Genomic DNA, 23,934 nt, shown 5'->3' on the forward strand with positions numbered 1-23,934 from the left:
TCTATTCCTTTATTTTTTGTTCTCTGCTTTGCTCATAAGCATCGCGTAAAAATGGGTATAAATCCACAGCCCCGCTTGTCATTTTCTCGTAAAATTCAGGATCGCGAGAGTAATCGTTAAAAATCCTAAACGCATTTACCGACATGCTTACGGTGTTATCGTCGATGTAATTTACCGGATTGGTGAAAAAATCGCCCACAAGCCCGAAAGTATCGCGCAAGTTGCTAGACCCTAGTATCGGCCAGACTATATGCGGTCCTGCTGGCACGCCCCAGTATCCTAGTGTCTGCCCGAAATCCTCATCGTGGCGCGGTATGTTAAAATGCAAGGTCGCTGCGTCGCTAAGCCCAGCAAAACCGATTGTAGTGTTTATCAAAAATCTCTTTGTCTCGTCCCATGAGTTTTCGAATTTGCCCTGTAAAAGGTTGTTTGTCAGGCGCATTGGATACATTAGATTGTGGAAAAAGTTCGCAAATGCTCCTTGAATGGGATCTGGCATGACATAATCATAGCCTGTGGCCACAGGTGTCACCAAATAGCGGTAAAAGACATCGTTAAAGCCTGTCATTACGCGGTTATAGCCACTTAGCGGATCGAAAACTTCCTTTTGACTATACTCGGCGTCAAACTCATCAATCTCAGCGCTAGTATCGGTGGCATACAGCGCACAGCTACACGCAACAGCGCATAAAAAAGCTCTATGAAATTTCAACCCTTATCCTTTTAAATTTAATCGAAAGGGCGATTTTACAAAATTTAAGTAAATTTTTGTCTATGTGTGAAATTAAAATTAAAATAATGAAATAAAATCCCATAAAAAGGTATTTTTAAGCTTTTTAAATATATTATTTTATACAGATAAAATCACAAAAAGTAAATGAAATAAAAAGGAAAATTTATGAACGCTAAATTTGCGCTAGAACTTTATCTTAGCAAGGATACGACGCTGATTTCACGCCATATCGCCTTGCTAAAAGCTGTCGATGAGACTAAATCAATCACCAAAGCCGCCCAAAAAATCGGCATTAGCTACAAAAACTGCTGGGATAGCCTAAATTTGATAAACAACGCCAGCAAAAAGCCTCTGATTTCTCGTGCGCAAGGCTCGAAAAAAAATAGTGGCTCGGAGCTCACTGACTACGCTAAAAGCCTAATTCGCTCCTATGATATCATCAGCAGGGTCGGCGATAGCTTTTTGGAGCAAATTTTAAAGGCCGATGATATCAGCGATGAAAATTTAATCGGACTTGAAAGAATTGGCATAAAACTCTCAGCCAGAAATCAATTAAACGCCGTTATTAGCGAGATTAGCAGAGGCGCAGTCGATAGCATAATCACGCTCACGCTTTCAGGTGGCGAGAAGCTAGACGCACAAATCACAATCGAAAGTGAAAAAAACCTAGAATTAAGGCCCGGCAAAGAGGTTTTGCTAATTTTCAAAGCCCCAAGTGTGAAAATTTTAAAAGGCGAAAATTTGGGCGAGCGCAACGGCGTGAAATGCAAAATCAGTGATGTCAAAATCGGCATTAAAAACGCTCAAATTTGCCTAGATACCGCAGGTCATCAAAACATAATCGCCATAATCGCGCGCAAAAGCGCAAATGAGCTAAATTTGGGCGTGGGCGATGAGGTGATGGCGTGCATAGAGCCCGATGATATCATTATCGGCGTGTGATTTGAGCGAAAAAATTTTAAAATTTAAAATCCATTTTTTTTAAGGAGAATTTATGAAACACAAATTTTTACTTTGCGCTCTTGCGCTATGTGGTGCGCTAAATGCGGGCGAGGTATCTATCGCAGCGGCTGCGAATACGACTTACGCTTTTGACGAGATTAAGGCTGAGTTCGAAAAGCTAAATCCAGATACTAAGCTAAATGTGAGCCTTGGCGCAAGTGGTGCGCTAAATACGCAGATCAAAAACGGCGCACCATTTGATATTTTTATGGCGGCTGATATGAAATTTGCCGATGATTTGTTTGATGCTGGTTTTGCTACGGCAAAAGCGCAAACTTACGCCAAGGGCAAGGTTGCAATGCTAAGCGTGCGTGGCGTGGATTTAGGGAAAGGGCTTGACGCGCTAAAAGACGAAAAGGTAAAAACGATTTCTATCGCAAACCCAAAAACAGCCCCTTACGGCACTGCTAGCGTAGAGGCTATGCAAAAAGCTGAAATTTATGATAGCGTAAAAGGAAAAATCGTCGAGGCTAAATCAATCGGCGAAGCCCTAACTCAGGCGCTAAGTGCGGCTGATGTGGGATTTATCGCAGCCAGTGCGATGTATGCGCCAAAAATGAAAGAGAGTGGCTGCAATGAAAGTGCATGCGAGGAAGGCAAACATTTCGTGCTTGTTGATAGTGCGCTTTACGAGCCAATCGCGCAAGGCATGGTAATACTCAAAAAAGCCGAAAATAACGCCGAAGCAAAGGCATTTTATGACTTTATTTTAAGCGATAAGGGCAGAGAAATTTTCGCCAAATACGGATATGAGTTTTGAGAGTTAGGGTAGAGCAAATTTTAGCGAGCGAGGGAATTTATAAAATTATTTTCTCTCACGGGCTTTGCGGAGTTTTTTTAGAACTCCCAAAGCCCCTTAGTGTGGGATTAGGCGTGGAAATTGGTTTTAAGGCTACACAGGCTTTTTTGGCGCGCAAAAAATGCGAAATTTCGGCAGAAAATGAAATTTGTGCCGAGATTTCAGAGATTAAATTTGGCGAAATTTTATCAAATTTAAGTTTTTGTAAAAATGAGCAAAATTTAGAATTTGACATTATCGCAACCACGCAGAGTGTGCGAAATTTAGGGCTTTGCGTGGGCGATGAAATTTACATTTACGCAAATGCAAGCGCGATTTTTATAGAGAAAATTTATGATTAAGATTGATTGCGAAAAACGGCTAAACGAAAATTTTAAAATCAGTGTGAATTTAGAGATAAAAAAGGGGTCCTTTGTCTGTCTGTATGGGGCTAGCGGATCTGGTAAAACCACGATTTTAAGGCTACTTGCTGGCTTTATGAAAATAGATAGCGGGGCGATTACAAACGGCGAAATCACGCTAGATAATGGGCGAAAATTTATGCACGCTAAGCAGCGAAAAATCGGCTTTTTGTTCCAAGACTACGCGCTTTTTGAGAATATGAGCGTGATAGAAAATCTGCTTTTTGCCAAAAAAGATTTGCAAAAAGCAGGCGAAATGCTAAAATTTTTAGAGCTTGAAAAATACGCAAATTTCGCTATTTCGCAGCTCTCTGGCGGACAAAAACAGCGCGTGGCACTGGCTAGGGCTCTAATGCAAAGCCCAGAAATTTTGCTACTTGATGAGCCATTATCGGCGCTAGATTATAAAATTCGTGAAAAAATCCAAGACTATCTCAAAAAAATCCATGAGAAATTTCGCCCCACTATTATCCTTGTCAGCCACGATATCAGCGAGATTTACAGGCTGTGCGAGCGTGTGTATGAGCTAAAAAATGGAAGCCTTGTGCGCGAGGGTTCGCCAAGTGAAATTTTCTTGCAAACTAGCGGTTCGCAAAAATTTAGCTTTCGTGGCAAGGTGGTTGCTTTGCGCGAAGCAGGTGGCGTAAATATCGCTATAATCGCTGTTGGGGCGCAACTTTGCGAAGTGGTTTTAAGCGTGAGCGAGGCTAGGGATTTGCGCGTGGGCGATAGCGTGAGCGTGGGCGCAAAAGCCTTTAATATAAATTTGAAAAAAATCGAGGAAAACAATGATTGAAGCTTTACGAAATTTAGACCTCACGCCGTTTTTGATTTCGCTTAAACTCTCGGTGGTGACGACATTTACTCTGTTTTGGATTTGCCTGTTTTTGGCATATTTTATGGCGTATAGGGAGTTTCGCGCCAAAAGCGTGATTGAAAGCGTCATTTCGCTTCCGCTCGTGCTTCCACCAAGTGTGCTGGGATTTTATCTGCTTGTGTTTTTATCGCCGTATTCGACGCTTGGCAGGTTTTTCGATGAAAATTTTGGTGTGCGATTTGTCTTTAATTTCAGCGGTTTGGTAATCGCAAGCTGTATTTACTCTCTACCATTTATGTTTTCGCCCATGCTTAGCGGTTTTCGTTCGCTTCCAGCCTCGCTTCGCCACGCTTCGTGGTCGCTAGGAAAGGGGTTTTTTGCTACGCTTTTTAGGGTGCTACTACCGGCGATGAAACCGTCCTTGATAAGCGCTGTGGTGATATGCTTCGCGCACACTATGGGAGAGTTTGGCGTGGTGCTGATGATAGGAGGCTCTGTGAGCGAGCAGACCAAGGTAGCTTCGATTGCGATTTATGAGGCGACTGAAATTTTAGATTTTACCAGCGCGCATTTATACTCGGCGATTATGCTGATTTTTAGCTTTTTGGTGCTTTTGGCTATGCATTTTTTGGGTGAAAGGTCAAATAAAATAAGACTTTAATCACTTTTTTGCTAAAATGGCGCGAAAAATTTAAATTTTTGGCATAAAAATGGAAGATAAAAGAGTAATAACCAAACGATTTTTTATAGCTTTGATTCTTGGAATTTTGGCTATTTTTGCGCTTGTTTTTTGCATTTTTGGCTTTGTGGGCTCAAATATCCAAGCCGAGCTTTCTACCAAATTAAGCGTAGCAAAAAACGCTGTAAAAGACCGCAACGCCGAGCTTTTTAGCGAACTTCAAATTTTATCTGAAAACCTCAAAACCTACCAGGGTTTAAAAACCGAAAACGAGTATGCAAGAAGAACCTTGTATTTCCGTCTTATCGAGCATACGGCCTCGCAAAAGCAAAATTTCGACGCGATTTTTTATGTCAGGGCCGTGGGCAATCAAGACGAGGTTATAGCTTCGTATTTCAACGATTCGGCTATGGCAAATTTGGGCGAGATTAGGCTTGATAATTTTATCTCAAAAATCAAAGACAACCGCTATATATCGCGCTTCATGCAGATTAATGGCGCAAATAGATATTTTTTGATCCAAAGGGTCGAGGCAAATACATTTTTGATAGCCTTTGCAAACACAACCTCGCTAAATGACAAATTTACCGGCCTTGGCGAAATTTTGATTTTTAATAAAGAGGGCGAAATTTTTAATATCACAAACGATATTTTCGTGCTTTATACAAATAGATTTGATTTTGAAGGCGAGAAAAAACTCAAAATTTTAAAAAGCCTTGGCGAGCGCAAATTTGTCTATTTTGAGAAATTTGACGATTCGAACAATTTCATAATGATAAGCAAAAATTTAAAAGAATATCTAAGCCTAAAAAACCTTTTGGTTTTGCTAGCGCTTGGCTTTTTGTTTTTGTATTTGCTAATCACTTTGACAAATTACAAATTTTTAAAACGCCGAATTTTCGAGCCTTTGCACCTGCTTCACAGCTCGGTTTCAGGTGGCGTTTATAAGGCCACGGCGACTAAGATCGAAACCATGGGCGCGCTAGATCAAATTTTAGAAATCGCGCAAAAACTCGATGAAAGCGTGCAGTATTCTGGCAGGGCTAGCAAGGTGGATTTTACATTTATCGACGCGCTGAAAAAAAGCTCGCTAATGATTTTTAGCGTCGAAAACACAAATGGTATGATAAACAACGCTAGCCTTAGAGCCAAGGAGCTTTACGGCGATGATATCGTGGGCAAAAATATCTTTACACTAGAAGCGACTTCGCTGTATGAAAACGCCCGCCAAAGCCAAATTTCACTTTACACCAAAGAAAATTATGTTATCCATACGCACGATACCCCAAACGGCAAAAAGGATATGTATATCAAAAAGACCTTTGTGCGCAATGGCGAGGATATTTTGGTGCTTTATGTCTTGCTAGATGCTTCAAAATACCGCAAATTTTACACCGATACCAAAGAAAAGTATAAATATCTAAATGACGCTCCAATCGTAACCGTAGTCATCAAAGGTGGCGAAATAATCGATGTCAGCGCTAGTTCGCGTGAAATTTGGGGATATGAAAATACTCAAATTTTAGAGGGCAAGACATATTTTTGGAGCCTATTTCAAAAAAGCGACGCCGATTCTTTGCAAAACGAGCTAAGAAACCTTATGAGCGATACTAGGCAAAATAATGAAGTTACTAAGCGGGTTTATCCGATTTTGCATAGAAATTCGATTAGGGCGTTTTATGAGATTACGATTTGTCTGTATAAAAAAGAGCGCAAAGTCGTTATGTATTTTACCAACATACACGATAAGCTCATGGAAATCAACAAACTCAAATCAGATATGAAAAGCAACGAAGAGCTTTTAAAAACCAGATCGTATAGCCCATGCACGATTGATTTGCTAGCCAAAAAAATCATGCTTAGCAAAGAGTATATGGAGATTTTAGGTAGTAAGGAAGCTAGCGTCGATACAGAGATGAGTATAGGCGATTTCGTAGCGAAAATTTACTATGTGGATTTGAAGAAATTTAACGACGAACTTAACAAATGCAAGCTAGGCATAAGCGATGAGATTTCATGCGAAATCAGAATCAAGCTAAACGACGAGCTAAGCGATAACGACGAGCTAAAATACGCGTGGATTAGCCTGCAAGGATATGCTAGCAAAAAAGAAAAAAGAAGTGGCGGTGCCGAAGAAATCGTCGCTACTATCGAGGATATCACCGCTAAAAAAGACATTGAAGCTGAGTTAAATTTAAATTCAAATGTATTTTTAAGGTCGTTAGAGGCGATTGTCATCACAGATGATATTGGTAGGATTATCCGCGCAAATAGGGCATTTTATACGATTATGCAATTTAGTGAAACAGATGTCGTGGGCGAGGTGCCAGAGTATTTCAGAGTAGATCACGACGGCGGTATAATGGGCGAAATCAAGGAAAAGCTTGATAAAGAGAGCCTAAGCTATACAGATGAAATTTACTGCGTCAAGAAAAACGGCGATGATTTCCCTGCGCTGTTTTCGGCTATCGCGATAAAAGATGAATTTGGCGTGGTAAGCAACTATATCTTAATGTTTAACGAAATTTCTGAGATTAAGAAAAAAGAGAGCGAGCTTGTCAAAATCGCTCATCATGACGCGCTCACAGGCTTGCCAAATAGAATCTACATTATAAACGCAGCGGGCGAGTATCTAAGCGCGGCAAAGGAACAAAACAGGCTTGCGGCTGTGCTATTTATAGATTTTGACGGATTTAAGGCGATTAATGATAATTTCGGTCATGATGTGGGGGATTTGTTTTTGCAAGAGGTCAGCAAGACTATGAATAACCTACTTCGCAAGGGCGATATTTTAGCTAGACTTGGCGGAGATGAGTTTGGCGCGATTATAGGGGATTTGAAAGACGAAAAAGCAGCACACGCGCTATTAGAGCGACTTTTAGGAATTGCGAATAAAAAATTTAATCTTGATGGCAACGAGGTAAGCGCGAGCGTGAGCGTGGGTGCGGCGTTTTACGACGGAAGCGAAGAAATCGATTTCAACGAGCTTTTAAGCAGGGCAGACCGCGCAATGTACCGCGCTAAAACGAGCGGAAAAAATAGATATTGTATCTTTGATAAAGAGAATTTCGACGATTTGCAAATCAGCGAGGAAAGGCTGAAAAAATCTATCGAAAACAACGAATTTTTCATGCTTTATCAGCCTATCATTGACGATAAAGACAAAATTTACGGCTACGAACTTTTGCTTCGTTGGCGACGCGAAAATTTGGGCGTTTTGTTGCCTAGCGACTTTTTATTTGATATCAGAGAGCCGAAACTTGAAATTTTAATCTCTAAATTTTCATTTACGCAAATGTTGAAATTTAACAAAGAGACAAATTCTCTCTGCTCGATAAATATCAGCCTAGAAGTGCTAAAAAGCGATGAATTTTACTATTTCGCTTCGCGCGCGATAGAAAAATACGCGCCAAAGACCGAGCTATTTATGTTTGAAATCACCGATTTTAACGACAGAACCGCAGCTGATTTTAAACTCATTAGACAAAGATACGCTGATTTTGGCATTAAATTTGCTCTAAATAATGCAAATCACCAAAATTCAAAATACCTAAAAGGTATGCCTTTTGATATCATTAAAATCGATATGAGGCTCTGCCTAGATGTCGCCAAAAAGCGTGAAGGTATAAAAAATTTGCTAGATTTGGTGAAATACTTGCGCGGCGAGCTGAAATTTGAAAAACTAGGCGCACAGGGTATCGAAAACGCGCTCTCACGCCGTTTGCTTAAAAATTTCAAATTTAATTTTATGCAAGGAAATTTCCTCGGAAAGGCCGTCGATAGGAAGGAAATCACCGCTATCATCGCCAAGCTAAAAGAGGCCAAGGGCGCTAAACCAATCACAAAAGATGAGTTTGAAAACTTTTTGATTGCTCTGGATTACAAAAATATCGCGCTTGAATTTTTAGAAAACGCAGAACACGGCGATATCACCGATCTTCGCTTTGAGGTTTTCCAAGAAGAAATCAAAGAGATCAAAACCAGAATCGAAAAATCCACAAGCCATAAATTTATGCTAAATACAGAAATTAATAAGCAAATTTTGGATATTCTTGCGCTTGAATTTGAAGATTTACAAAGCTTCATTACAAAATACAAAGCGCGAGTAGATAAGTTTATACTAAATTTGGAGGAATCATGATAAATAGCGTCAGTGCGGACTTTGATCACGAAATACCAAATGGTTCGCGCCTATATTTTGGCACAAGCGCAAAACTAAAAAGAGAACTCGAAAATAAAGCTAGCAAAATTTTAGAAAATCACGGATTTAGCGAAATTCTCACGCCGTATTTTTCGTATCATCAGCATTTAAGCGTGGCTGGGGCGAAGCTTTTGAAATTTTCCGATCCTAGCAACCACGAAATCGCACTCCGTGCCGATAGCACGGTCGATGTCGTGCGAATCGTGCGTCGAAGACTAAAAGATGAAAGTCTAAAAAGACTTTTTTATATCCAGCCTACATTTAAATACCCTAGCGAGGAATTTTACCAAATCGGCGCAGAGTTAATAGATGAGAGCAACCTAGCCTTGGCGATAAAAATCGCAATACAAATTTTTAGAGAATTTAGCTTAGAACCTGTTTTGCAACTAAGCAATATCGAAATTCCAAAGCGAATTTGCGAAATATTAAATTTACCAATTAGCGTTTTTGAAAAGGGCGAGATCGAGACGATTTTGGCTCAAAACTGCGACTGGCTAGGCAAAACAGCGCGCGCGACAAATTTGGGCGATGTGGAAAATTTACGAAAAATCGTGCCAGAGGAGATTAAGCCTTGTTTAGATGAAATTTTAAATTTAGGCGTAGAGTATAAAAATATCAGAGTTTCACTTTTGTATTATTCAAAAATGCGCTATTACAAGGCGCTATTTTTTAGATTTTTAGACGAAAATAGCGTGCTTTGCAATGGCGGAAATTATGAGATTGACGGATTGAAGTCGAGTGGTTTTGCACTTTTGGTTGATGCATTGATAGAAAAATTAATGATAAAGGATTAAACATGAGTAAGGTTGATGTAATCGTAGGCGCTCAATGGGGCGATGAGGGAAAAGGTAAAATCGTAGATATGATTAGTGCTAATTACGATTTCGTATGCAGGAGCTGCGGCGGGCACAACGCTGGTCATACAATCATCGTAAATGGCGAAAAATACGCACTTCACTTAGTCCCAAGCGGTGTTTTGCACAAAAATATCATAAATATCATCGGAAATGGCGTGGTCATTAACCCTGATGTTTTAATCACTGAAATGGCGCAATTTGGGGATTTGAAGGGTAGATTTTTTATCAGCGAAAAGGCGTTTTTAAATTTAGAGTATCACTCGCTAATCGACCAAGCTAAGGAAAAATTAAAAGGCGATAAGGCTATTGGCACCACAGGCAAGGGTATCGGACCTGCGTATGCGGATAAAATTTCGCGCACAGGACACCGCATAATCGAGCTTTTAGAGCCAGAGAAATTAACTGAGGCTTTGGTTAGGGATTTTGCGAGCAGAGCGCAACTTTTCGAGAGTTTAAATATCAAAATTCCTGATAAAATGGAAATTTACGAGGAAATCAAACGCTACAAATCTGTGCTAGAACCATATATCGCAAACACAACTAATATGATTTGGAAGGCACTTGATTATGATAAAAAAGTCCTTGTAGAGGGCGCACAAGGAAGCTTGCTAGATATCGATCACGGCACATATCCGTATGTAACTAGCTCTTCGACTATCGCAGCTGGGGCTTGCACAGGTCTTGGACTAGCGCCAAAAGATGTTGGCGAGGTCATCGGAATCGTTAAAGCCTATACTACGCGCGTAGGAAACGGCGCTTTCCCAACAGAGGCCAAAGATGAGTATGGCGACAGGCTTTGCGAAATTGGGCGTGAGTTTGGCACTACGACAGGTAGAAGACGCAGATGTGGGTGGTTTGACGGCGTAGCGGCGAAATACACATCTAGAATCAACGGAATTGATAAATTTGCCCTTATGAAACTCGATGTTTTAGACGGATTTGAGAGTATTAAAATTTGCAAAGCATACAAAATAAATGGCGAAGTGATTGATTATTTCCCAATCGAGCTTGGCGTGGTAGAGCCTGTATATGAGGAAATGCCGGGCTGGGATAGCGTAAAAGGAATTAAAAAATTCGAAGATTTGCCACAAAATGCGCAAAATTATATTAGAAAAATCGAGGAACTAACAGGCACAAAGGTAGGATTTATCTCTACTAGCCCTGAGCGAACAGATACAATTATATTATAAGAAAGGCGGATAATGCGAATACAACTAGCACATGTTCCATACATAGCGCAAAAAATTGCGATAGATATATTAAATTCTGGCATGGTTACACTTAGCTCTGGCGTCGAGCCCATAGCCAAGGTAGCCTCAGAAATCATCAAAACTGATTTGCAAAAAGAAAAAGCCATAGACGAGCGCGCAAATGAGCTAATGGACGAGAGAATCGATGAATTTGACGAAATGAATGTAAATAAAAAAGATATGTTTTGGCTCATCAAGCGCAAACTCGCCGCACAAGAGAATTTCGAGCTGATTTTCGAGGATAGATACTCAAATATCTCGCATGAAATTTTAGAGACAATTTGGAAGAAAAATTTAGTAGATTATCAAGTGAGCGAAAATCGCATTAAAACTATCATTTACAACTCAATCGAGGGGTATTTGAAAATTTACAAAAAAATCGAAGAAGATGTCTATGAACTCATGCAAGGACATGGCAAAAAGCTAATCCCAGGCACTGAGGAATACGAGCTTGTGTTTGCGCAAACTTACGAAAAAGAGCTTAAAAAAAGAGGTATGCTGTGAAAGCGTATGTTTATTTAGAAAACGGCGTGTTTTTGGAGGCAAAGGCGTTTGGCAAGGGCGGAAGTGCCTTTGGCGAGCTTGTATTTAACACCTCTATTACAGGGTATGAAGAAATCATCTCAGATCCTAGCTATGCTGGGCAGTTTATAGTATTCACTATGCCAGAAATCGGCATTGTAGGCACGAACAGCGACGATGAGGAGAGTGGCAAAATCCACGCTAGCGGAATTTTTATCCGCGAGTTTAACAACACTCCTTCAAATTTCAGATCCGAGCAAAATTTGGAAGAGTATTTTATCAAAAACGGCAAATTTGGCGTATATGATATAGATACGAGGTATCTTACAAAAATGCTTCGCGATGAGGGAAATTTGCGGGTTTTTGTCTCGACTGAAATCAGCGACAAGGAAACCTTGAAAAAAGCTCTTCAAGACTCAGCTAGGATTGAAGAGGTCAATTATGTCAGCATTGTAAGCACCAAAACTCCATATATCCACGAAAAAGGTCATTGGGACGCGAGCAAAGGCGCTTATAGCACGCCGAAAAAAAATGGCAAAAAAATCGCTGTAATGGATTATGGTGTGAAGCGAAATATCCTAAATGAGCTTTGCGATTTGGGCCTTAGCGTGGAGGTTTTCCCATATAATACTAAGGCAAAAACGCTGATTGATAAATTTAACTCTGGCGAAATTCACGGCGTATTTTTATCAAATGGCCCTGGCGAGCCAAAAATGCTAAAAGACGAAATCGCGCAAATCAAAGAGATAATCGAGGCTAGGATTCCGATTTTTGGCATTTGCCTTGGTCATCAGCTTCTCTCAAACGCTATGGGCTATGAGACATACAAACTCAAATTTGGCCAGCACGGCGCAAATCACCCTGTGCAAAATTTGTTTAACAAATCTATCGAAATCACAGCGCAAAACCACAACTACAATGTGCCAGAATCCATAGCTGAGATTTGCGATATCACGCACAGAAATCTATTTGACGGCACGATTGAGGGCGTGAGATACAAAAACTACCCTGTTTTTTCAGTCCAACACCACCCAGAAGCGAGTGCCGGACCAAACGAAAGCAAATACATTTTCAAAGAATTTTTAGAAATTTTATGATTAGTTTTTTTGCTATCATACCCGCCACGCTAATGCTGAGCTTGACGCACTGCATTGGCATGTGCGGGGGCTTTGTGATAGCTTATAATGCAAAACTAGCTAGCCTTAGCAGGGCTAGGGCGTTTTTTTTCTCGCTTGTTTATCAAATTTGTAGAATTTGCGCTTATATCATGCTTGGCGCGCTTGGTGGGGCATTTGGCTCGGTCATAGTTTTTGGCGATAAAACAGCTGGTTTTATGCAGTTTTGCGCGGGAATTTTGCTAATTATTTTTGGGATTGCCCTACTAAAACGGGGCGCACTTTTAAAATTTATCGAAAATCAAAAAATTTATAATCTTTTTTTAGCCAAACCTATGAAATTTGCCCTTGGCAGGGAGGATATTTTGGGGTTTTGTCTGCTTGGGTTTTTAAACGGACTTTTGCCGTGCGGGCTAGTATATACCTACCTAGCCATGGCGATAATGAGCCACGATGCCATGCAGGGCGCGCTTGTAATGGCGGTTTTTGGATTATCTACCTTGCCTGCACTATTAGCTTTTGGTGGCGTGGCGAATTTCATCAGCGCAAAATTTTCGCGCGCTATGCTTTTTATCTCTTCATTTATCATAATTATTTTTGGAATTTATTGGGCTTATTGTGGATTTATTCTCACAAGATAAATTTTTTAAGTCTTATATAAGTTAAATTTTGAAAAAATGGCAAATTACATTTTAAGGGGCGTTTTATGAGTGATATTTTAAAAAATTTAAGCATATTGTTGGTCGAAGATGAGAGTAAGATGAGAAACTCTCTAAGAAATACTTTTGAAGGAATTTTTAAAAATGTCTATGAGGCCAAAGACGGCGTAGAGGGACTTAAAAAATTTAAAAAATACAATCCAAATTTGGTCCTTACAGATATTTTGATGCCTATCGAAGACGGGCTTGAAATGACACGCCAAATCAAACAAATCTCCCCAGATACCCCAGTTGTCGTGCTTAGCGGATTTAGCGAGAAGGCTCAGCTTCTAGGCGCAATCGAGGCAGGTGTAGCCAAATATTTCATAAAACCGGTTGATATGGAAGAATTTAAAGAAGCGATAAAGAGCCTAATGAGCGCGAAACTTAGCGTTAGTAGCGTGGTAGAAATTTCAGGCGGATATAGCTTTGATCCGCTAAAAAGGGTCTTAACTCACGGTGAAGAGGAAATTTCACTTACGAAAAAAGAGCTAGCCTTTATTTCGCTTTTGGTCTCGCGAATCGATACTTTGGTTTTGCACGAAGAGATTAAACGATATGTCTGGGCGAACGACAACTCAGTCTCAGATGTGGCAATCAGAACTTTTATCAAACGAATTCGAGATAAAATCGGCGCAGATGTTATCAAAAATATCCCAAGTTTGGGCTATAAAATCGAATCTAAAAAAGAGTAAAATTTTAGTTGATAAAAATGTCACAAGTTTAAAACTTTTGCAAACAAAAAGTTAATAAAAAGTCAAATTTAAGCTTTTTAAAACTTATTAACTCTTATAATCCTCCATAAAGTTTCTCGACTTTTAACCAAATTTTAAAAGGAGGGTTTTATGAATCCTGAACAGGCATTACGCAGTGGCAAGATGCTAAGCTACGATTATACAGTGGCGAAATTGTTTTTGTATTCTACTCTTGCATTTGGTATCATCGGTATGCTTATAGGCACGCTTATAGCATTTCAGCTAGCATATCCAGATCTTAACTACTTGCTTGGAGAGTATGGTACATTTGGCAGACTTAGACCATTACACACAAATGGTGTCATTTATGGTTTTATGCTATCTGGAATTTGGGCTACATGGTATTATGTAGGACAGAGAGTTTTAAAAGCATCGATGAGCGAATCAAAATTTTTGATGTGCGTGGGTAAATTGCACTTTGTGATTTATATCCTAATCATCTTACTCGCTGTGGTTTCACTTTTGGCTGGTGTTACGACATCAAAAGAGTATTCTGAGTTAGAGTGGCCTATCGATATTTTGGTTGTTGTCGTGTGGGTTTTATGGGGAATTAGCATTTTTGGTCTAATCGGTATCAGACGCGAAAAAACGCTTTATATCTCTGTTTGGTATTATATCGCTACCTTCCTCGGCGTTGCTATGCTATATTTGTTTAACAACATGGAAATTCCAACTAGATTGCTTACTGGCATGGGTAGCTGGATACACTCTGTATCAATGTATGCTGGCACAAACGACGCTATGGTTCAATGGTGGTTCGGTCACAACGCCGTTGCGTTCGTATTTACCGTAGCGATTATCGCTGAAATTTATTATTTCTTACCAAAAGAGAGTGGTCAGCCGATTTTCTCATACAAACTATCTTTGTTCTCATTTTGGGGATTGATGTTTATTTACCTATGGGCTGGCGGTCACCACCTTATCCATGGACCAGTTCCTGATTGGGTTCAGACAATGGGTTCGGTTTTCTCTGTCGTTTTGATTTTGCCATCTTGGGGAACAGGTATTAATATGCTCCTTACAATGAGAGGCGAGTGGAATCAGCTAAGAGAGAGCCCGCTAATCAAATTTATGATTTTGGCTTCCACTTTCTATCTATTCTCTACTTTGGAAGGTCCAATCCTTTCTGTCAAATCAGTAAATGCCCTAGCGCACTTTACAGATTGGATTCCAGGACATGTCCATGACGGCACACTTGGCTGGGTTGGATTTATGACAATTGCGGCTATGTATCATATGGTTCCAAGAATGTTCAAAAAAGAGCTTTATTCAAAATCTTTAATGACAGCTCAGTTTTGGATCCAAACAACAGGCGTTGTGCTATTTTTCAGCTCAATGTGGATTGCTGGTATCACACAAGGTATGATGTGGAGAGCAACTGATGATTATGGTAACTTGCTATACTCATTTATAGATACAGTTAGCGCGCTAGTTCCTTATTACTGGATTAGAGCTATTGGTGGTTTATTATACTTCATAGGTTTGTGTATGTTTGTATATAATATCTTGATGTCTATTCGCGCAGGCAGAAGCTTAGACCAAGAGCCTAGAAGCGCTTCACCTATGGCTGCGTAAGGAGAGAAAGATGTTTAGTTGGTTAGAAAAAAATCCGTTCTTTTTTGCGGTTGGTGTTTTTGTAGTCATCGCTTATGCTGGTATCGTTACGATTTTGCCAGATTTTGCTAATAGCGCTCGTCCAATCGAGGGCAAACAACCATATACTGTTTTGCAACTCGCTGGTCGCCATGTCTATATCCAAGAGAGCTGTAATGCCTGCCACTCACAACTTATCCGTCCGTTTAAATCAGAAACTGACAGATATGGTGATTATTCAAAAAGTGGTGAATTTGCTTATGATAGACCATTTTTGTGGGGTTCTAAAAGAACTGGCCCGGATCTTGCTAGGGTCGGACGCAACAGAACCACAGGCTGGCACGAAACTCACATGAAAGATCCAAAAGTCCTAGTCGGCAAATCAATCATGCCTGCATACAAATCTATGTTTAAGAAAAACGCAGATATGCAAACAGCCTATGCTGAGGCTTTGACGATTAAAAAAGCCTTCAATGTCCCTTATGATACAGCTGGCGCACCAAAGCTCGAAGCTGATCCTAGTAAGGACGCTATGTCAAATTTCGAAAGTTATAAAGCTGAAATGATGGCAGAGGCTGAGGCAATCGTTAATGATATGCGCGACGAAGATGTCAAAGCGGCATTTAAAAACGGCGAAATACGCGAAATCGTTGCGTTAATAGCATATTTAAATAGCTTAAAATAGGGGGTTTGCGATGAGCATTGATTTCATAAGGCAGCTACAAGCTTACGGCTTTATCGCCTTTGTAGTGCTAGCTTGCATTGGAGTTTATGGATACTGGTTTCATTTGAAGCACTCTGAAAAAACAGGGCGCAGAAACTACGAAAAGTATGCAAATTTGGCGCTTGATGATGAGCTTGGCAGTGAAATCATAGAGTCTCGCACACCTACGAAAGAAGAAAAAGGAAAATGATATGAAATGGCTAAATTTAAGCGATAATGTTAATGTTGCGGCGCTGATAGCGTCGTTTATACTTGTCGCAGTTACGGCTTTTATCGTTAAAAAATATGCTGGTCAAAGTAAAAGCTTAAACGAAACCACTGAGACAACTGGCGAAGATTTTGACGGAATTGCCGAGCTAAAAAATGGCTTGCCAAAAGGCTGGGCTATATGTTTTGTTTTGATGTTTGTCTATGCGTTAGTGTATTTTTTCATCGCTTATCCGTTAAATTCTTACTCACAAATCGGCGAGTATAACGATGAGGTAAAAGAACACAACGCTAAATTTGAAAAAACTTATGCAAATGCTGATAGCACTACGCTAAAAGCTATGGGCGAATCGGTGTATTTGGTGCAATGCTCACAATGCCACGGACTTGACGGAGATGGAATCGATGGCGAGTCTGCTGACCTTACTAAATGGGGCAAAGAAGCTGGCATAATTGACGCTATCAACAAAGGCTCAAAAGGCCTAAACTATCCACTTGGCGAAATGCCAGCAGGTATGGTTAGCCCTGATGACGCAAAAGCAGTAGCTGCATTTATGGCAAAAGAAATTTCTAGCTTAAAAGCTACAAAAAATGAAAATTTGGTTGAAAAAGGTAGAGAGCTATGGCCTACTTGCGCTGCTTGCCATGGTGATGACGGCAAGGGTATGGACGGAAGTTCGCCAGATCTTAGCAAATATGGCTCGGCTGAATTTAGCGTCGATGTGCTAAATCGTGGCAAAAAAGGCTTTATTGGCACAATGCCAGCCTTTGATGACGGGCGTTTAAACGATGTGCAAAAACGCGCCGTTGGCGAGTATATCAACTCTATCAAATAAAGGGGCGATTATGGAAAATGTAAAAAGATCGGTTTTTGCGCTAAATGGCGTAACTGGAATGCTAATCGCAACTGCGCTTTTGCTATCAATTCTTGCATGCCTTACCTGCCTTGGCATTAAGACACAGCAAGCCGTCATGGATAAGCCTTATGAGCTAAAAGACATTAGCTCTGTAAGTGAAAAAAGCTCAGTCGATACGCAAAAAAAAGTATTTGTGATAAAGGATAAGTGATGAGTGATGCATTGATTGAAAAATTGATTTTACTTGGTTGTATCGCTTTGGCTGTGGCAACTGCTGCCTCTGTTTTGACTAGAAATATCCTATTTATCGGTTAATGAGAGCAATTTTTGCGATTTTTTGCCTGTGCATTTTAGCGCAGGCAAAATTTGTTTTAAACGAGGGCGAGATTATCACGCCTATGCTTGCAGAAAAAATCGAAATTTTAGGCGCTGAAACGCAGGATAAAACCGGCGTAGGCGTCTATGTGCTAGCCACGAAGAGCCTTGGAGGTGAGAGCTTAGAAAATTACGCCCTAAATTTCGCTTCGAATTTAAGCTCGCCTTATGCACTTTTAGTGTTTGCTGAGGCTGAGCACAAAGTCGAAATTTACGGCTCGCCTGAGGCGTTAGCGCTTTTTGATAGAGAGCAAATTTTAAGCGTGGGAAGTGGCGGGCGCATAATCCCAATCATCGCTTCGCAAAAAACAGATCTAAACCAAACTCAAAAAATCGGCGTTTATAACGCTGCGCTTTTAAATGGATATGCCGAGATTTGCGACCAAATCGCCGCTTCAAAGGGGGTTGGGTTGGAGAATTCTATTGGCAATACAAACAACAATTTCATAAATTTCTTGCGCTATATTTTTTACGCGACGCTGATTTTCGCGCTAGGCTCATATCTATACAAAAAAGGCAGAAAAAATGGCGCAAAATAAAAAAACTCTCTGGCCCTATGGTATCGCATTTAGCATAGTAGCAATCATCGCAGCGTGCGTAGCTACGATAATTTTCTCGCTAGATTACCCGGTGCATAGCGATAATTTTTACTTCGATAAATACCAAAAAGTCGATGAGAATTACAATGAGATCCAGCTAAAACAGCAAAATTTCGAAAAAAAATATGAGGTAAATTTTGAAATTTCAAATCCGCAAAATACAGAAAAATTTACCCTAAATTTGCCGATAAAAGCGAAAAATAATGCCAAATTTGATAAAATCTCAGCCGAAATTTTACTTACTAGACCAGATAGCACGACTTATGATAAAAGGCTTAATACGCAGTTTTTAGATGGTGCGTTACGAAGCGAAAATTTTAGTATCGAAAAGCTTGGCAGGTGGCAGGTAATGGCGAAAATTTCAGATTCCATAGACACAGGATTTTACAAATTTGAATTCAACGCAACCAAAACAACTTCGGGTATTTACGACTTACAGATCCTTGAAGGAGGCTGTAAATAGGGCAGAGGGCGGAATAGTTTTCGCCGAGAGTTTAAGCGAATTTTACAAAAAGGCGGTTTTTGTAAATGGCTTTGATGAGTGCGGGCAGATCGAGCGCACACTTTTTATGCAAGAGGCCGTCAAAAATACCAAAAATGCAAATGAAAAACTCCGTTTCCCAAGCGAATTTTTTGAATTTATGCAACACAAAGATTATCTGTTTAAATTTTTCAAAGAGCTTGCTAGCGAAAAGGTAAGCCTGCAAACTCTCGATTTTAGCGATACTTACGCGCAATACAGCGAACATTTTGAAATCTTAAAAGAGCTTTTGCAAAATTATCAAAATTTTTTGCAAAACGCTAAAAGCTACGATGAAATCACGCTTCCGCAAATTTATGAATTAAACGAAAATTATCTCAAAAGATTTGATAGCATTGAGATTGATATCGACGGAAATCCGAGTAAATTTGAGTTTGAAATTTTAAAGCGAGCTTCGCAGGTTACGCAAATTTATCTAAATTTTAAGGCAAGTAAATTTAATCAAAAAACGCTTCGTAGTATTAGCGAGCTTTGTGGGCTTAGTTTTGAGAGTGGATTTAGCTACAAGCTAAATTTAAGCGAGAATAAAATTTTAGAGCCTTACACCGCGCCAATCCCGCAAAATAGCGAAATTGTGCTAAAAGGATTTGAGCTTAGAGCTTTGCAGGCTTGCTATATTTTTGAGAAAATTTCAAAATTTATTAGTCTTGGAATTAATCCAGAAAAAATCGCAGTAATCTTGCCTGATGAGAAATTTGCTAAAACCATTAGAGCTTTGGACGAAAAAATTAACAAAAACGCTCCAATGCTGAATTTCGCTATGGGCGAAAGTGTCAGAGATAGCCTATTTGGTGTGAGTTTGGCTAAAATTTCAGAGTGCATTAAAGAAAACATAAGACCAAATTTTAACCCACAATATCTAAATTTAGGCAAAGACATTTCGCGGGATTTGCCAAATGAGTATGATTTGTTTTTTAAAGAGGCTGGGATTAGTGAAGAAATTTTTGATAAATTTAGAGAAAATTTCAACAAAAGCGTAGAATTTGAGGTTTTTGATGCTTGTATAAATGAGCTTTTGCGCGCAGTCAAAACTAAAAACGATGCCCTAGCAAACAAGCTAAAATCGCCAAAATTTTTAATCAAAATTCTAAACGAAAAATTTGGCGAAAACCTTACGCTATCAAATTTGATTGATCTTTTCCTTGGCGAGCTAAAAAATGTCAAACTCGATGATATTAACGGCGGAAAGGTTACCGTAATGGGGCTTTTGGAGAGTCGTGGTGCAAACTTTGAGGCTGTGATAATCCCTGATTTCAACGATGATTTTGTGCCAAAGCGAAGTGAGGGCGAGATGTTTTTAAACAGCACTCTTCGGGCCAAGGCTGGGCTAATTAGCCACAAAGACAGGGAGGATTTGCAGAGGTTTTATTACTCTTGTTTGATTTTTGGCGCGAAAAAAGTAGCGATTTGCTACCACGACACAGCGGAAAAATCGCCGTCTAGGTTTTTGAAAAATTTTAACACGCAAGAAGATATGGACGAGTTTAGCATGCAAGATTATTTGCGCATTTTTAATGGCAAAATCTATGAAAAGCCAGAATTTAGCGATTTTACGCCAAATATGAAGCACGATTTTTTTGCCCAGCCTGTTTCGCACGCTAGATTTGATACATTTAGCACATGCAAAAGAAAGTATTATTACTCATATATTTTAAATATCAAAGAGGGGCTGAAATTTGGCGAGGATAACGCTTCTATGGGAAATATTTTACATGAGGCGTTTGAGGAGTATTACGCTAAATACCCTAAATTTGACTACGCAAAATTTGAGGAAATTTACCTTAAAAAGGCTATGAAAAAAAATGCCGATTTTTATAGCATTTATTATGATTTATGCAGGGTTAAATTTTTGGCTAAAATCATAGCCGAACATGAACAAAAGTGGAATTTTGCGCAAAGTGAGGCGAATTTCGACGGCGTTAAATTTAACGAATTTGCCACAATTAGCGGAAAAATCGATCGCATAGACACAAACGAAAGTGGCGATAGATTTATTATTGATTACAAAAGAGGCGAGTACAACGCCAAATCAATGCAGCTAAAATTCTACAAAGCCCTTTTGGGCGATGATGAAATGGAGGCTGCGTATCTCTCGCTAAGGGATAAAAAATTCGCTTTCGATGAAAACGAAAAAGATGATGCCACAAAAAGCGCATTTGAAATTTTATCTGAAAAATTTGAAGAAATCAGAGCGCTTTGCGAAAGCAAAATCAGCTTTGAGCGCGCGAGCAAAAGCGGTGCATGCAAATATTGCGCGTATAAGATAATTTGTAAAGGCGAAATCAATGATTAAGATGAAGACAAATGAAGGCAAGGACGCAAGATATCTAGCGCTTGAAGCTAGTGCGGGTAGCGGAAAGACATTTTCTTTGGCGGTTAGGTTCGTAGGGCTCGTGCTTTTGGGCGAGAATATAAATGAAATTTTGGCCTTGACCTTTACTAAAAAAGCGGCCGCTGAGATGAAGGTGCGCATAATCGATACATTTTCACTGCTTCACACTCCACAAAAAGAGGCTGAGCTTGACGCACTTTGTGGGCTTTTGAGTAAGGAAAAAGAGGAAATTTTGCGCCTTAGAGATGAGCATTTGGCGAAATTTATGGATTGCGCTTTGAATATTTCGACCTTTGATGCGTTTTTTGGCAAAATACTGCGCGCGTTTGCCCTAAATGCGGGGATTAATCCAAATTTTCAAAACGACGATAATATACTAAAAGCCCAAAATGACGCCTTTATCAAAGAAGCTTTCAAAAACGATGAATTATCGGGCAAAATGTATGAATACATAAACGATACAAATTTAAACAAACAAGCGTTTTTTGAGGGCATTAGCGAGCTGTGGAAAAATGGAATAAGCGCAGACATTAGCGAAAGCAAGGCCCCGAATTTAGACGAAATCAATGAAATTTTAGCCCGTATGCACGGAATTTTAGTGCGCAATAAAGCGAGCGATAAACAACTAAACTTTATGTTGCAAACTAACAATATTAGCGAATTAAGTGGCAGGTCGTGGTTTGATAGACCAAGTTTAGATTACAGAACTTTTGCTAAGGCTTTTTCGCCTGATTTAGATGATGAATTTGCAAATTTAAAACGCGCAATGCTTGAATATGCGATAAAATTTGAAAATTACCAAATTTCATCTTTGGCAAAATTTCTAAATTTCTACTCACAAAACAAAAAAGAACTTAGCAAAAAAAGCGCTAAGATGACATTTTCTGATGTTAGCGTGGGCGTGCATGAGCTGTTTTGCAAAACTGGCGAGATTGGAGAGCACAATGATTTGCTCTATTTCAGGCTCGATTCGAAAATCAAACACCTTTTAATCGACGAGTTTCAAGACACCAGCGTTTTGCAGTATGAAATCATGCTTCCTTTGATCGATGAAATCGTCGCAGGGCTCGGTCAAAGTGGGCTAGGAAGCCTTTTTTATGTGGGCGATAAAAAGCAAAGTATCTATAAATTTCGCGGGGCAAAAAAGGAGCTTTTCGATTCGCTTAAAGATAGGCATAATCAAATAGTTTTGGAAAGCATGCCAAAAAATTATCGCAGTTTAAAGCTTTTGGTTCGATTCGTAAATGCGATTTTTGGGGATTTGGTGGCAAATGAAGAAACGGGCGAAAAATACGATTACAAACCGCAAGAAGCAAATAAATTTAATGAGAGCAAATTTAGTGCAGAGGTTTTGGATAAAATTTTAAAATTCCCAAAAGAAAATAAAAATTTATCGTTTTTCATGCCAGATGACGACGATTTTGGCTATATTTGCGCTAAGACATACGAAGATGTTTGCGAGGGCGCTGTAAGCGAGGCTATACGCTTGATTAAAGAGCATAGCGTAAGCCCTAGCGACATAGTGATTTTGTGCTGGACGAATAAAGATGTAGCAAAGATACAAGAGCTTTTGTCGCTAAAAAATATTCCATCTTCGACTGGCGCTACGAAAAAACTAATTGCTACGCCCCAAGTTAAGGCGATTAGCGAGTATGCGAAGTATCTAATTAGCAAAGATGAAATTCACGCTTTCAATATAAAATCGCTTTTAAATTTAAGCGACAAGCCAGATTTTAGCCCAGTTTCGCTAAGTGATGAGCCTGTGAGCGTAGCTAAGACAATCGCTGAAAATTTGGGGCTAAATTTTGGCGATGAAAATTTGCTCATATTTTTTGAAATTTTGCAAAAGTATGATAGCTTCGCGCAGTATCTTTTCGCAGATGATAACAGCGACGCCTATGCCAAGGAGCTTAGCGGGGTCAAGATTATGACCGTGCATAAGTCAAAGGGGTTAGAATTTGCGCATGTGATTTTGTGCGATTTACTTAGCAAAGGAGGCGGCGAGAGGGATAAATTTATGCTAGGTTACGATGGGCAGTGGCGCATAAAATACCGCATGACAAATAGAGAAATTTACGATGCAGAGTATGCAAAATTTAAAAAAGATAGCGAAAATTTAGAGCGAGCTGAGGTTTTTAACAAGCTATATGTGGGCTTTACAAGAGCCGAAAAATCGCTGATAATCGTAAAAAAAGGCGGTGATTTAAATGGAAACAATCCTAGCTATTTTACGCCTTATACTTCAAATAAAGTGGATAAGAAATTTTTAGAAATCGAGGATTTTGAGTATGGCTACATCATACCAAGTAGCGTTACGCCAGTGCTAGTGCAAAAACCAAAAAAGATAAATCTACAACCAGTCGTGAAACAAAATATCACAGAGTATGAAAGAGCCAGCGATAGGGCTGTCGTGGCGGAATTTAGCAAGGTTTATAAGGGCGAGGCGTTGCACTACACGCTTGAAATGCTCGATGATTTTGAGATTTCTAGCTTGGAGAGTGCGCTAAATTTGGCAAAAAATCGCTATGCAAAATATTTGGATTCGAGCGATTTTGATGAGATTAGGCAAAAGGTCGAAAGCTTGTGCGCTAATGATGAGTTTTTATCATACATATCAGGGTGCGAAATTTACAAAGAAATTTCGATAAAACGGGAAAATGGCGGAGTTTCTAGGGTGGATTTGATGTGCGTTAGAGATGATGAGGTTTTGCTTTTTGACTACAAAAGCTCCCCATATTTTTTAGAAAAAAACAAAAAACAGATTAAATCATACAAAAAAGATTTAATCCTATCAAGTAATAATCCAAATTTAAGTGTTCGCACATTTATCGTGGTTTTAGAAAATTCTGTAAAAATCGAAGAGGTAAAAGAATAAAT

At 39.6% G+C, this 23,934-nt stretch carries 21 protein-coding genes and 2 pseudogenes; 22 read left to right on the forward strand and 1 reads right to left on the reverse strand.

The window, feature by feature from the left end:
- Window position 1: 1 nt before the first annotated feature.
- Entirely contained in the window at window positions 2-712 is a 711-nt protein-coding gene (locus OFN91_RS01400; RefSeq protein ID WP_270865865.1) for an MlaA family lipoprotein, read from the reverse strand.
- A gap of 186 nt (window positions 713-898) precedes the next feature.
- Here OFN91_RS01400 and OFN91_RS01405 point away from each other — a divergent pair, with 186 nt between their 5' ends.
- The 22 genes and pseudogenes from OFN91_RS01405 (at window position 899) to OFN91_RS01505 (ending at window position 23,932) form a co-directional block, all read left to right on the forward strand.
- Window positions 899-1,675, forward strand: coding sequence for a TOBE domain-containing protein (locus tag OFN91_RS01405; RefSeq protein ID WP_270872991.1), 777 nt, complete (start codon window positions 899-901; stop codon window positions 1,673-1,675).
- A 52-nt stretch (window positions 1,676-1,727) separates the two neighbouring features.
- Window positions 1,728-2,495 carry a molybdate ABC transporter substrate-binding protein gene (modA, locus tag OFN91_RS01410; protein ID WP_270872992.1) on the forward strand — a complete coding sequence of 256 codons (768 nt, stop codon included), beginning with the start codon at window positions 1,728-1,730 and terminating at the stop codon, window positions 2,493-2,495.
- On the forward strand, window positions 2,492-2,875 hold the full coding sequence (locus OFN91_RS01415; protein WP_270872993.1) for a hypothetical protein: 384 nt from the start codon (window positions 2,492-2,494) through the stop codon (window positions 2,873-2,875). Before modA ends, OFN91_RS01415 begins: the two co-directional genes overlap by 4 nt.
- A complete protein-coding gene (locus OFN91_RS01420; RefSeq protein ID WP_270872994.1) occupies window positions 2,868-3,731 on the forward strand; it encodes an ABC transporter ATP-binding protein in 864 nt (287 codons plus the stop codon). The genes OFN91_RS01415 and OFN91_RS01420 overlap by 8 nt, the downstream gene beginning before the upstream one ends.
- Entirely contained in the window at window positions 3,724-4,413 is a 690-nt protein-coding gene (modB, locus tag OFN91_RS01425) for a molybdate ABC transporter permease subunit (protein ID WP_270872995.1), read from the forward strand. The genes OFN91_RS01420 and modB overlap by 8 nt, the downstream gene beginning before the upstream one ends.
- A gap of 49 nt (window positions 4,414-4,462) precedes the next feature.
- Window positions 4,463-8,572 (forward strand): sensor domain-containing diguanylate cyclase, encoded by a 4,110-nt coding sequence (locus tag OFN91_RS01430; protein ID WP_270872996.1) that lies wholly within the window; start codon window positions 4,463-4,465, stop codon window positions 8,570-8,572.
- Entirely contained in the window at window positions 8,569-9,426 is an 858-nt protein-coding gene (locus tag OFN91_RS01435; protein WP_270862199.1) for an ATP phosphoribosyltransferase regulatory subunit, read from the forward strand. The genes OFN91_RS01430 and OFN91_RS01435 overlap by 4 nt, the downstream gene beginning before the upstream one ends.
- A gap of 2 nt (window positions 9,427-9,428) precedes the next feature.
- Window positions 9,429-10,679 (forward strand): adenylosuccinate synthase, encoded by a 1,251-nt coding sequence (locus tag OFN91_RS01440; protein ID WP_270870870.1) that lies wholly within the window; start codon window positions 9,429-9,431, stop codon window positions 10,677-10,679.
- Between the two features lie 12 nt (window positions 10,680-10,691).
- Window positions 10,692-11,243, forward strand: a complete 552-nt coding sequence (locus OFN91_RS01445) for a DUF507 family protein (RefSeq protein ID WP_270858407.1) — start codon at window positions 10,692-10,694, stop codon at window positions 11,241-11,243.
- Complete coding sequence (gene carA, locus OFN91_RS01450) at window positions 11,240-12,358, forward strand: glutamine-hydrolyzing carbamoyl-phosphate synthase small subunit (protein ID WP_270872997.1); 1,119 nt, start codon at window positions 11,240-11,242, stop codon at window positions 12,356-12,358. The genes OFN91_RS01445 and carA overlap by 4 nt, the downstream gene beginning before the upstream one ends.
- Complete coding sequence (locus tag OFN91_RS01455; RefSeq protein WP_270872998.1) at window positions 12,355-13,017, forward strand: sulfite exporter TauE/SafE family protein; 663 nt, start codon at window positions 12,355-12,357, stop codon at window positions 13,015-13,017. Before carA ends, OFN91_RS01455 begins: the two co-directional genes overlap by 4 nt.
- A 65-nt stretch (window positions 13,018-13,082) precedes the next feature.
- A pseudogene (locus OFN91_RS08290) lies at window positions 13,083-13,430 on the forward strand (response regulator transcription factor); the annotation flags it as partial.
- Window positions 13,431-13,520: 90 nt separating this feature from the next.
- A pseudogene (locus tag OFN91_RS08295) lies at window positions 13,521-13,769 on the forward strand (helix-turn-helix domain-containing protein); the annotation flags it as partial.
- A 183-nt stretch (window positions 13,770-13,952) separates the two neighbouring features.
- Window positions 13,953-15,404, forward strand: a complete 1,452-nt coding sequence (gene ccoN, locus OFN91_RS01465) for a cytochrome-c oxidase, cbb3-type subunit I (RefSeq protein ID WP_442868045.1) — start codon at window positions 13,953-13,955, stop codon at window positions 15,402-15,404.
- Between the two features lie 10 nt (window positions 15,405-15,414).
- The gene (gene ccoO / locus OFN91_RS01470) at window positions 15,415-16,107 is read left to right on the forward strand and encodes a cytochrome-c oxidase, cbb3-type subunit II (protein WP_270858402.1); all 693 of its coding nucleotides are present in this window, start codon (window positions 15,415-15,417) and stop codon (window positions 16,105-16,107) included.
- 10 nt (window positions 16,108-16,117) lie between these two features.
- Complete coding sequence (locus OFN91_RS01475; protein ID WP_270868539.1) at window positions 16,118-16,336, forward strand: cytochrome c oxidase, cbb3-type, CcoQ subunit; 219 nt, start codon at window positions 16,118-16,120, stop codon at window positions 16,334-16,336.
- A gap of 1 nt (window position 16,337) precedes the next feature.
- Entirely contained in the window at window positions 16,338-17,189 is an 852-nt protein-coding gene (locus tag OFN91_RS01480) for a c-type cytochrome (RefSeq protein ID WP_270873001.1), read from the forward strand.
- A 10-nt stretch (window positions 17,190-17,199) separates the two neighbouring features.
- Window positions 17,200-17,421, forward strand: coding sequence for a DUF4006 family protein (locus tag OFN91_RS01485; RefSeq protein ID WP_270862192.1), 222 nt, complete (start codon window positions 17,200-17,202; stop codon window positions 17,419-17,421).
- Between the two features lie 103 nt (window positions 17,422-17,524).
- Complete coding sequence (locus OFN91_RS01490) at window positions 17,525-18,124, forward strand: TPM domain-containing protein (RefSeq protein WP_270873002.1); 600 nt, start codon at window positions 17,525-17,527, stop codon at window positions 18,122-18,124.
- Complete coding sequence (locus OFN91_RS01495; protein WP_270873003.1) at window positions 18,111-18,647, forward strand: 4-hydroxy-3-methylbut-2-en-1-yl diphosphate synthase; 537 nt, start codon at window positions 18,111-18,113, stop codon at window positions 18,645-18,647. The genes OFN91_RS01490 and OFN91_RS01495 overlap by 14 nt, the downstream gene beginning before the upstream one ends.
- Window positions 18,577-21,018 carry a PD-(D/E)XK nuclease family protein gene (locus OFN91_RS01500; RefSeq protein WP_270873004.1) on the forward strand — a complete coding sequence of 814 codons (2,442 nt, stop codon included), beginning with the start codon at window positions 18,577-18,579 and terminating at the stop codon, window positions 21,016-21,018. Before OFN91_RS01495 ends, OFN91_RS01500 begins: the two co-directional genes overlap by 71 nt.
- Complete coding sequence (locus OFN91_RS01505) at window positions 21,011-23,932, forward strand: RecB-like helicase (RefSeq protein WP_270873005.1); 2,922 nt, start codon at window positions 21,011-21,013, stop codon at window positions 23,930-23,932. Before OFN91_RS01500 ends, OFN91_RS01505 begins: the two co-directional genes overlap by 8 nt.
- The last annotated feature ends 2 nt before the right edge of the window (window positions 23,933-23,934 follow it).

Source organism: Campylobacter sp. JMF_08 NE1, assembly GCF_027737875.1.
Lineage (GTDB): Bacteria > Campylobacterota > Campylobacteria > Campylobacterales > Campylobacteraceae > Campylobacter_B.

Excerpts from the sequence above, each read along its gene's own strand:
- OFN91_RS01430 (WP_270872996.1), top strand. The coding sequence starts at position 4,463 with ATGGAAGATAAAAGAGTAATAACCAAACGATTTTTTATAGCTTTGATT.
- OFN91_RS01445 (WP_270858407.1), top strand. The coding sequence starts at position 10,692 with ATGCGAATACAACTAGCACATGTTCCATACATAGCGCAAAAAATTGCG.
- OFN91_RS01475 (WP_270868539.1), top strand. The coding sequence starts at position 16,118 with ATGAGCATTGATTTCATAAGGCAGCTACAAGCTTACGGCTTTATCGCC.
- OFN91_RS01405 (WP_270872991.1), top strand. The coding sequence starts at position 899 with ATGAACGCTAAATTTGCGCTAGAACTTTATCTTAGCAAGGATACGACG.
- OFN91_RS01420 (WP_270872994.1), top strand. The coding sequence starts at position 2,868 with ATGATTAAGATTGATTGCGAAAAACGGCTAAACGAAAATTTTAAAATC.
- OFN91_RS01485 (WP_270862192.1), top strand. The coding sequence starts at position 17,200 with ATGGAAAATGTAAAAAGATCGGTTTTTGCGCTAAATGGCGTAACTGGA.
- modA (WP_270872992.1), top strand. The coding sequence starts at position 1,728 with ATGAAACACAAATTTTTACTTTGCGCTCTTGCGCTATGTGGTGCGCTA.
- ccoO (WP_270858402.1), top strand. The coding sequence starts at position 15,415 with ATGTTTAGTTGGTTAGAAAAAAATCCGTTCTTTTTTGCGGTTGGTGTT.
- modB (WP_270872995.1), top strand. The coding sequence starts at position 3,724 with ATGATTGAAGCTTTACGAAATTTAGACCTCACGCCGTTTTTGATTTCG.
- OFN91_RS01495 (WP_270873003.1), top strand. The coding sequence starts at position 18,111 with ATGGCGCAAAATAAAAAAACTCTCTGGCCCTATGGTATCGCATTTAGC.
- OFN91_RS01455 (WP_270872998.1), top strand. The coding sequence starts at position 12,355 with ATGATTAGTTTTTTTGCTATCATACCCGCCACGCTAATGCTGAGCTTG.
- OFN91_RS01435 (WP_270862199.1), top strand. The coding sequence starts at position 8,569 with ATGATAAATAGCGTCAGTGCGGACTTTGATCACGAAATACCAAATGGT.
- ccoN (WP_442868045.1), top strand. The coding sequence starts at position 13,953 with ATGCTAAGCTACGATTATACAGTGGCGAAATTGTTTTTGTATTCTACT.
- OFN91_RS01480 (WP_270873001.1), top strand. The coding sequence starts at position 16,338 with ATGAAATGGCTAAATTTAAGCGATAATGTTAATGTTGCGGCGCTGATA.
- OFN91_RS01440 (WP_270870870.1), top strand. The coding sequence starts at position 9,429 with ATGAGTAAGGTTGATGTAATCGTAGGCGCTCAATGGGGCGATGAGGGA.
- OFN91_RS01490 (WP_270873002.1), top strand. The coding sequence starts at position 17,525 with ATGAGAGCAATTTTTGCGATTTTTTGCCTGTGCATTTTAGCGCAGGCA.
- OFN91_RS01505 (WP_270873005.1), top strand. The coding sequence starts at position 21,011 with ATGATTAAGATGAAGACAAATGAAGGCAAGGACGCAAGATATCTAGCG.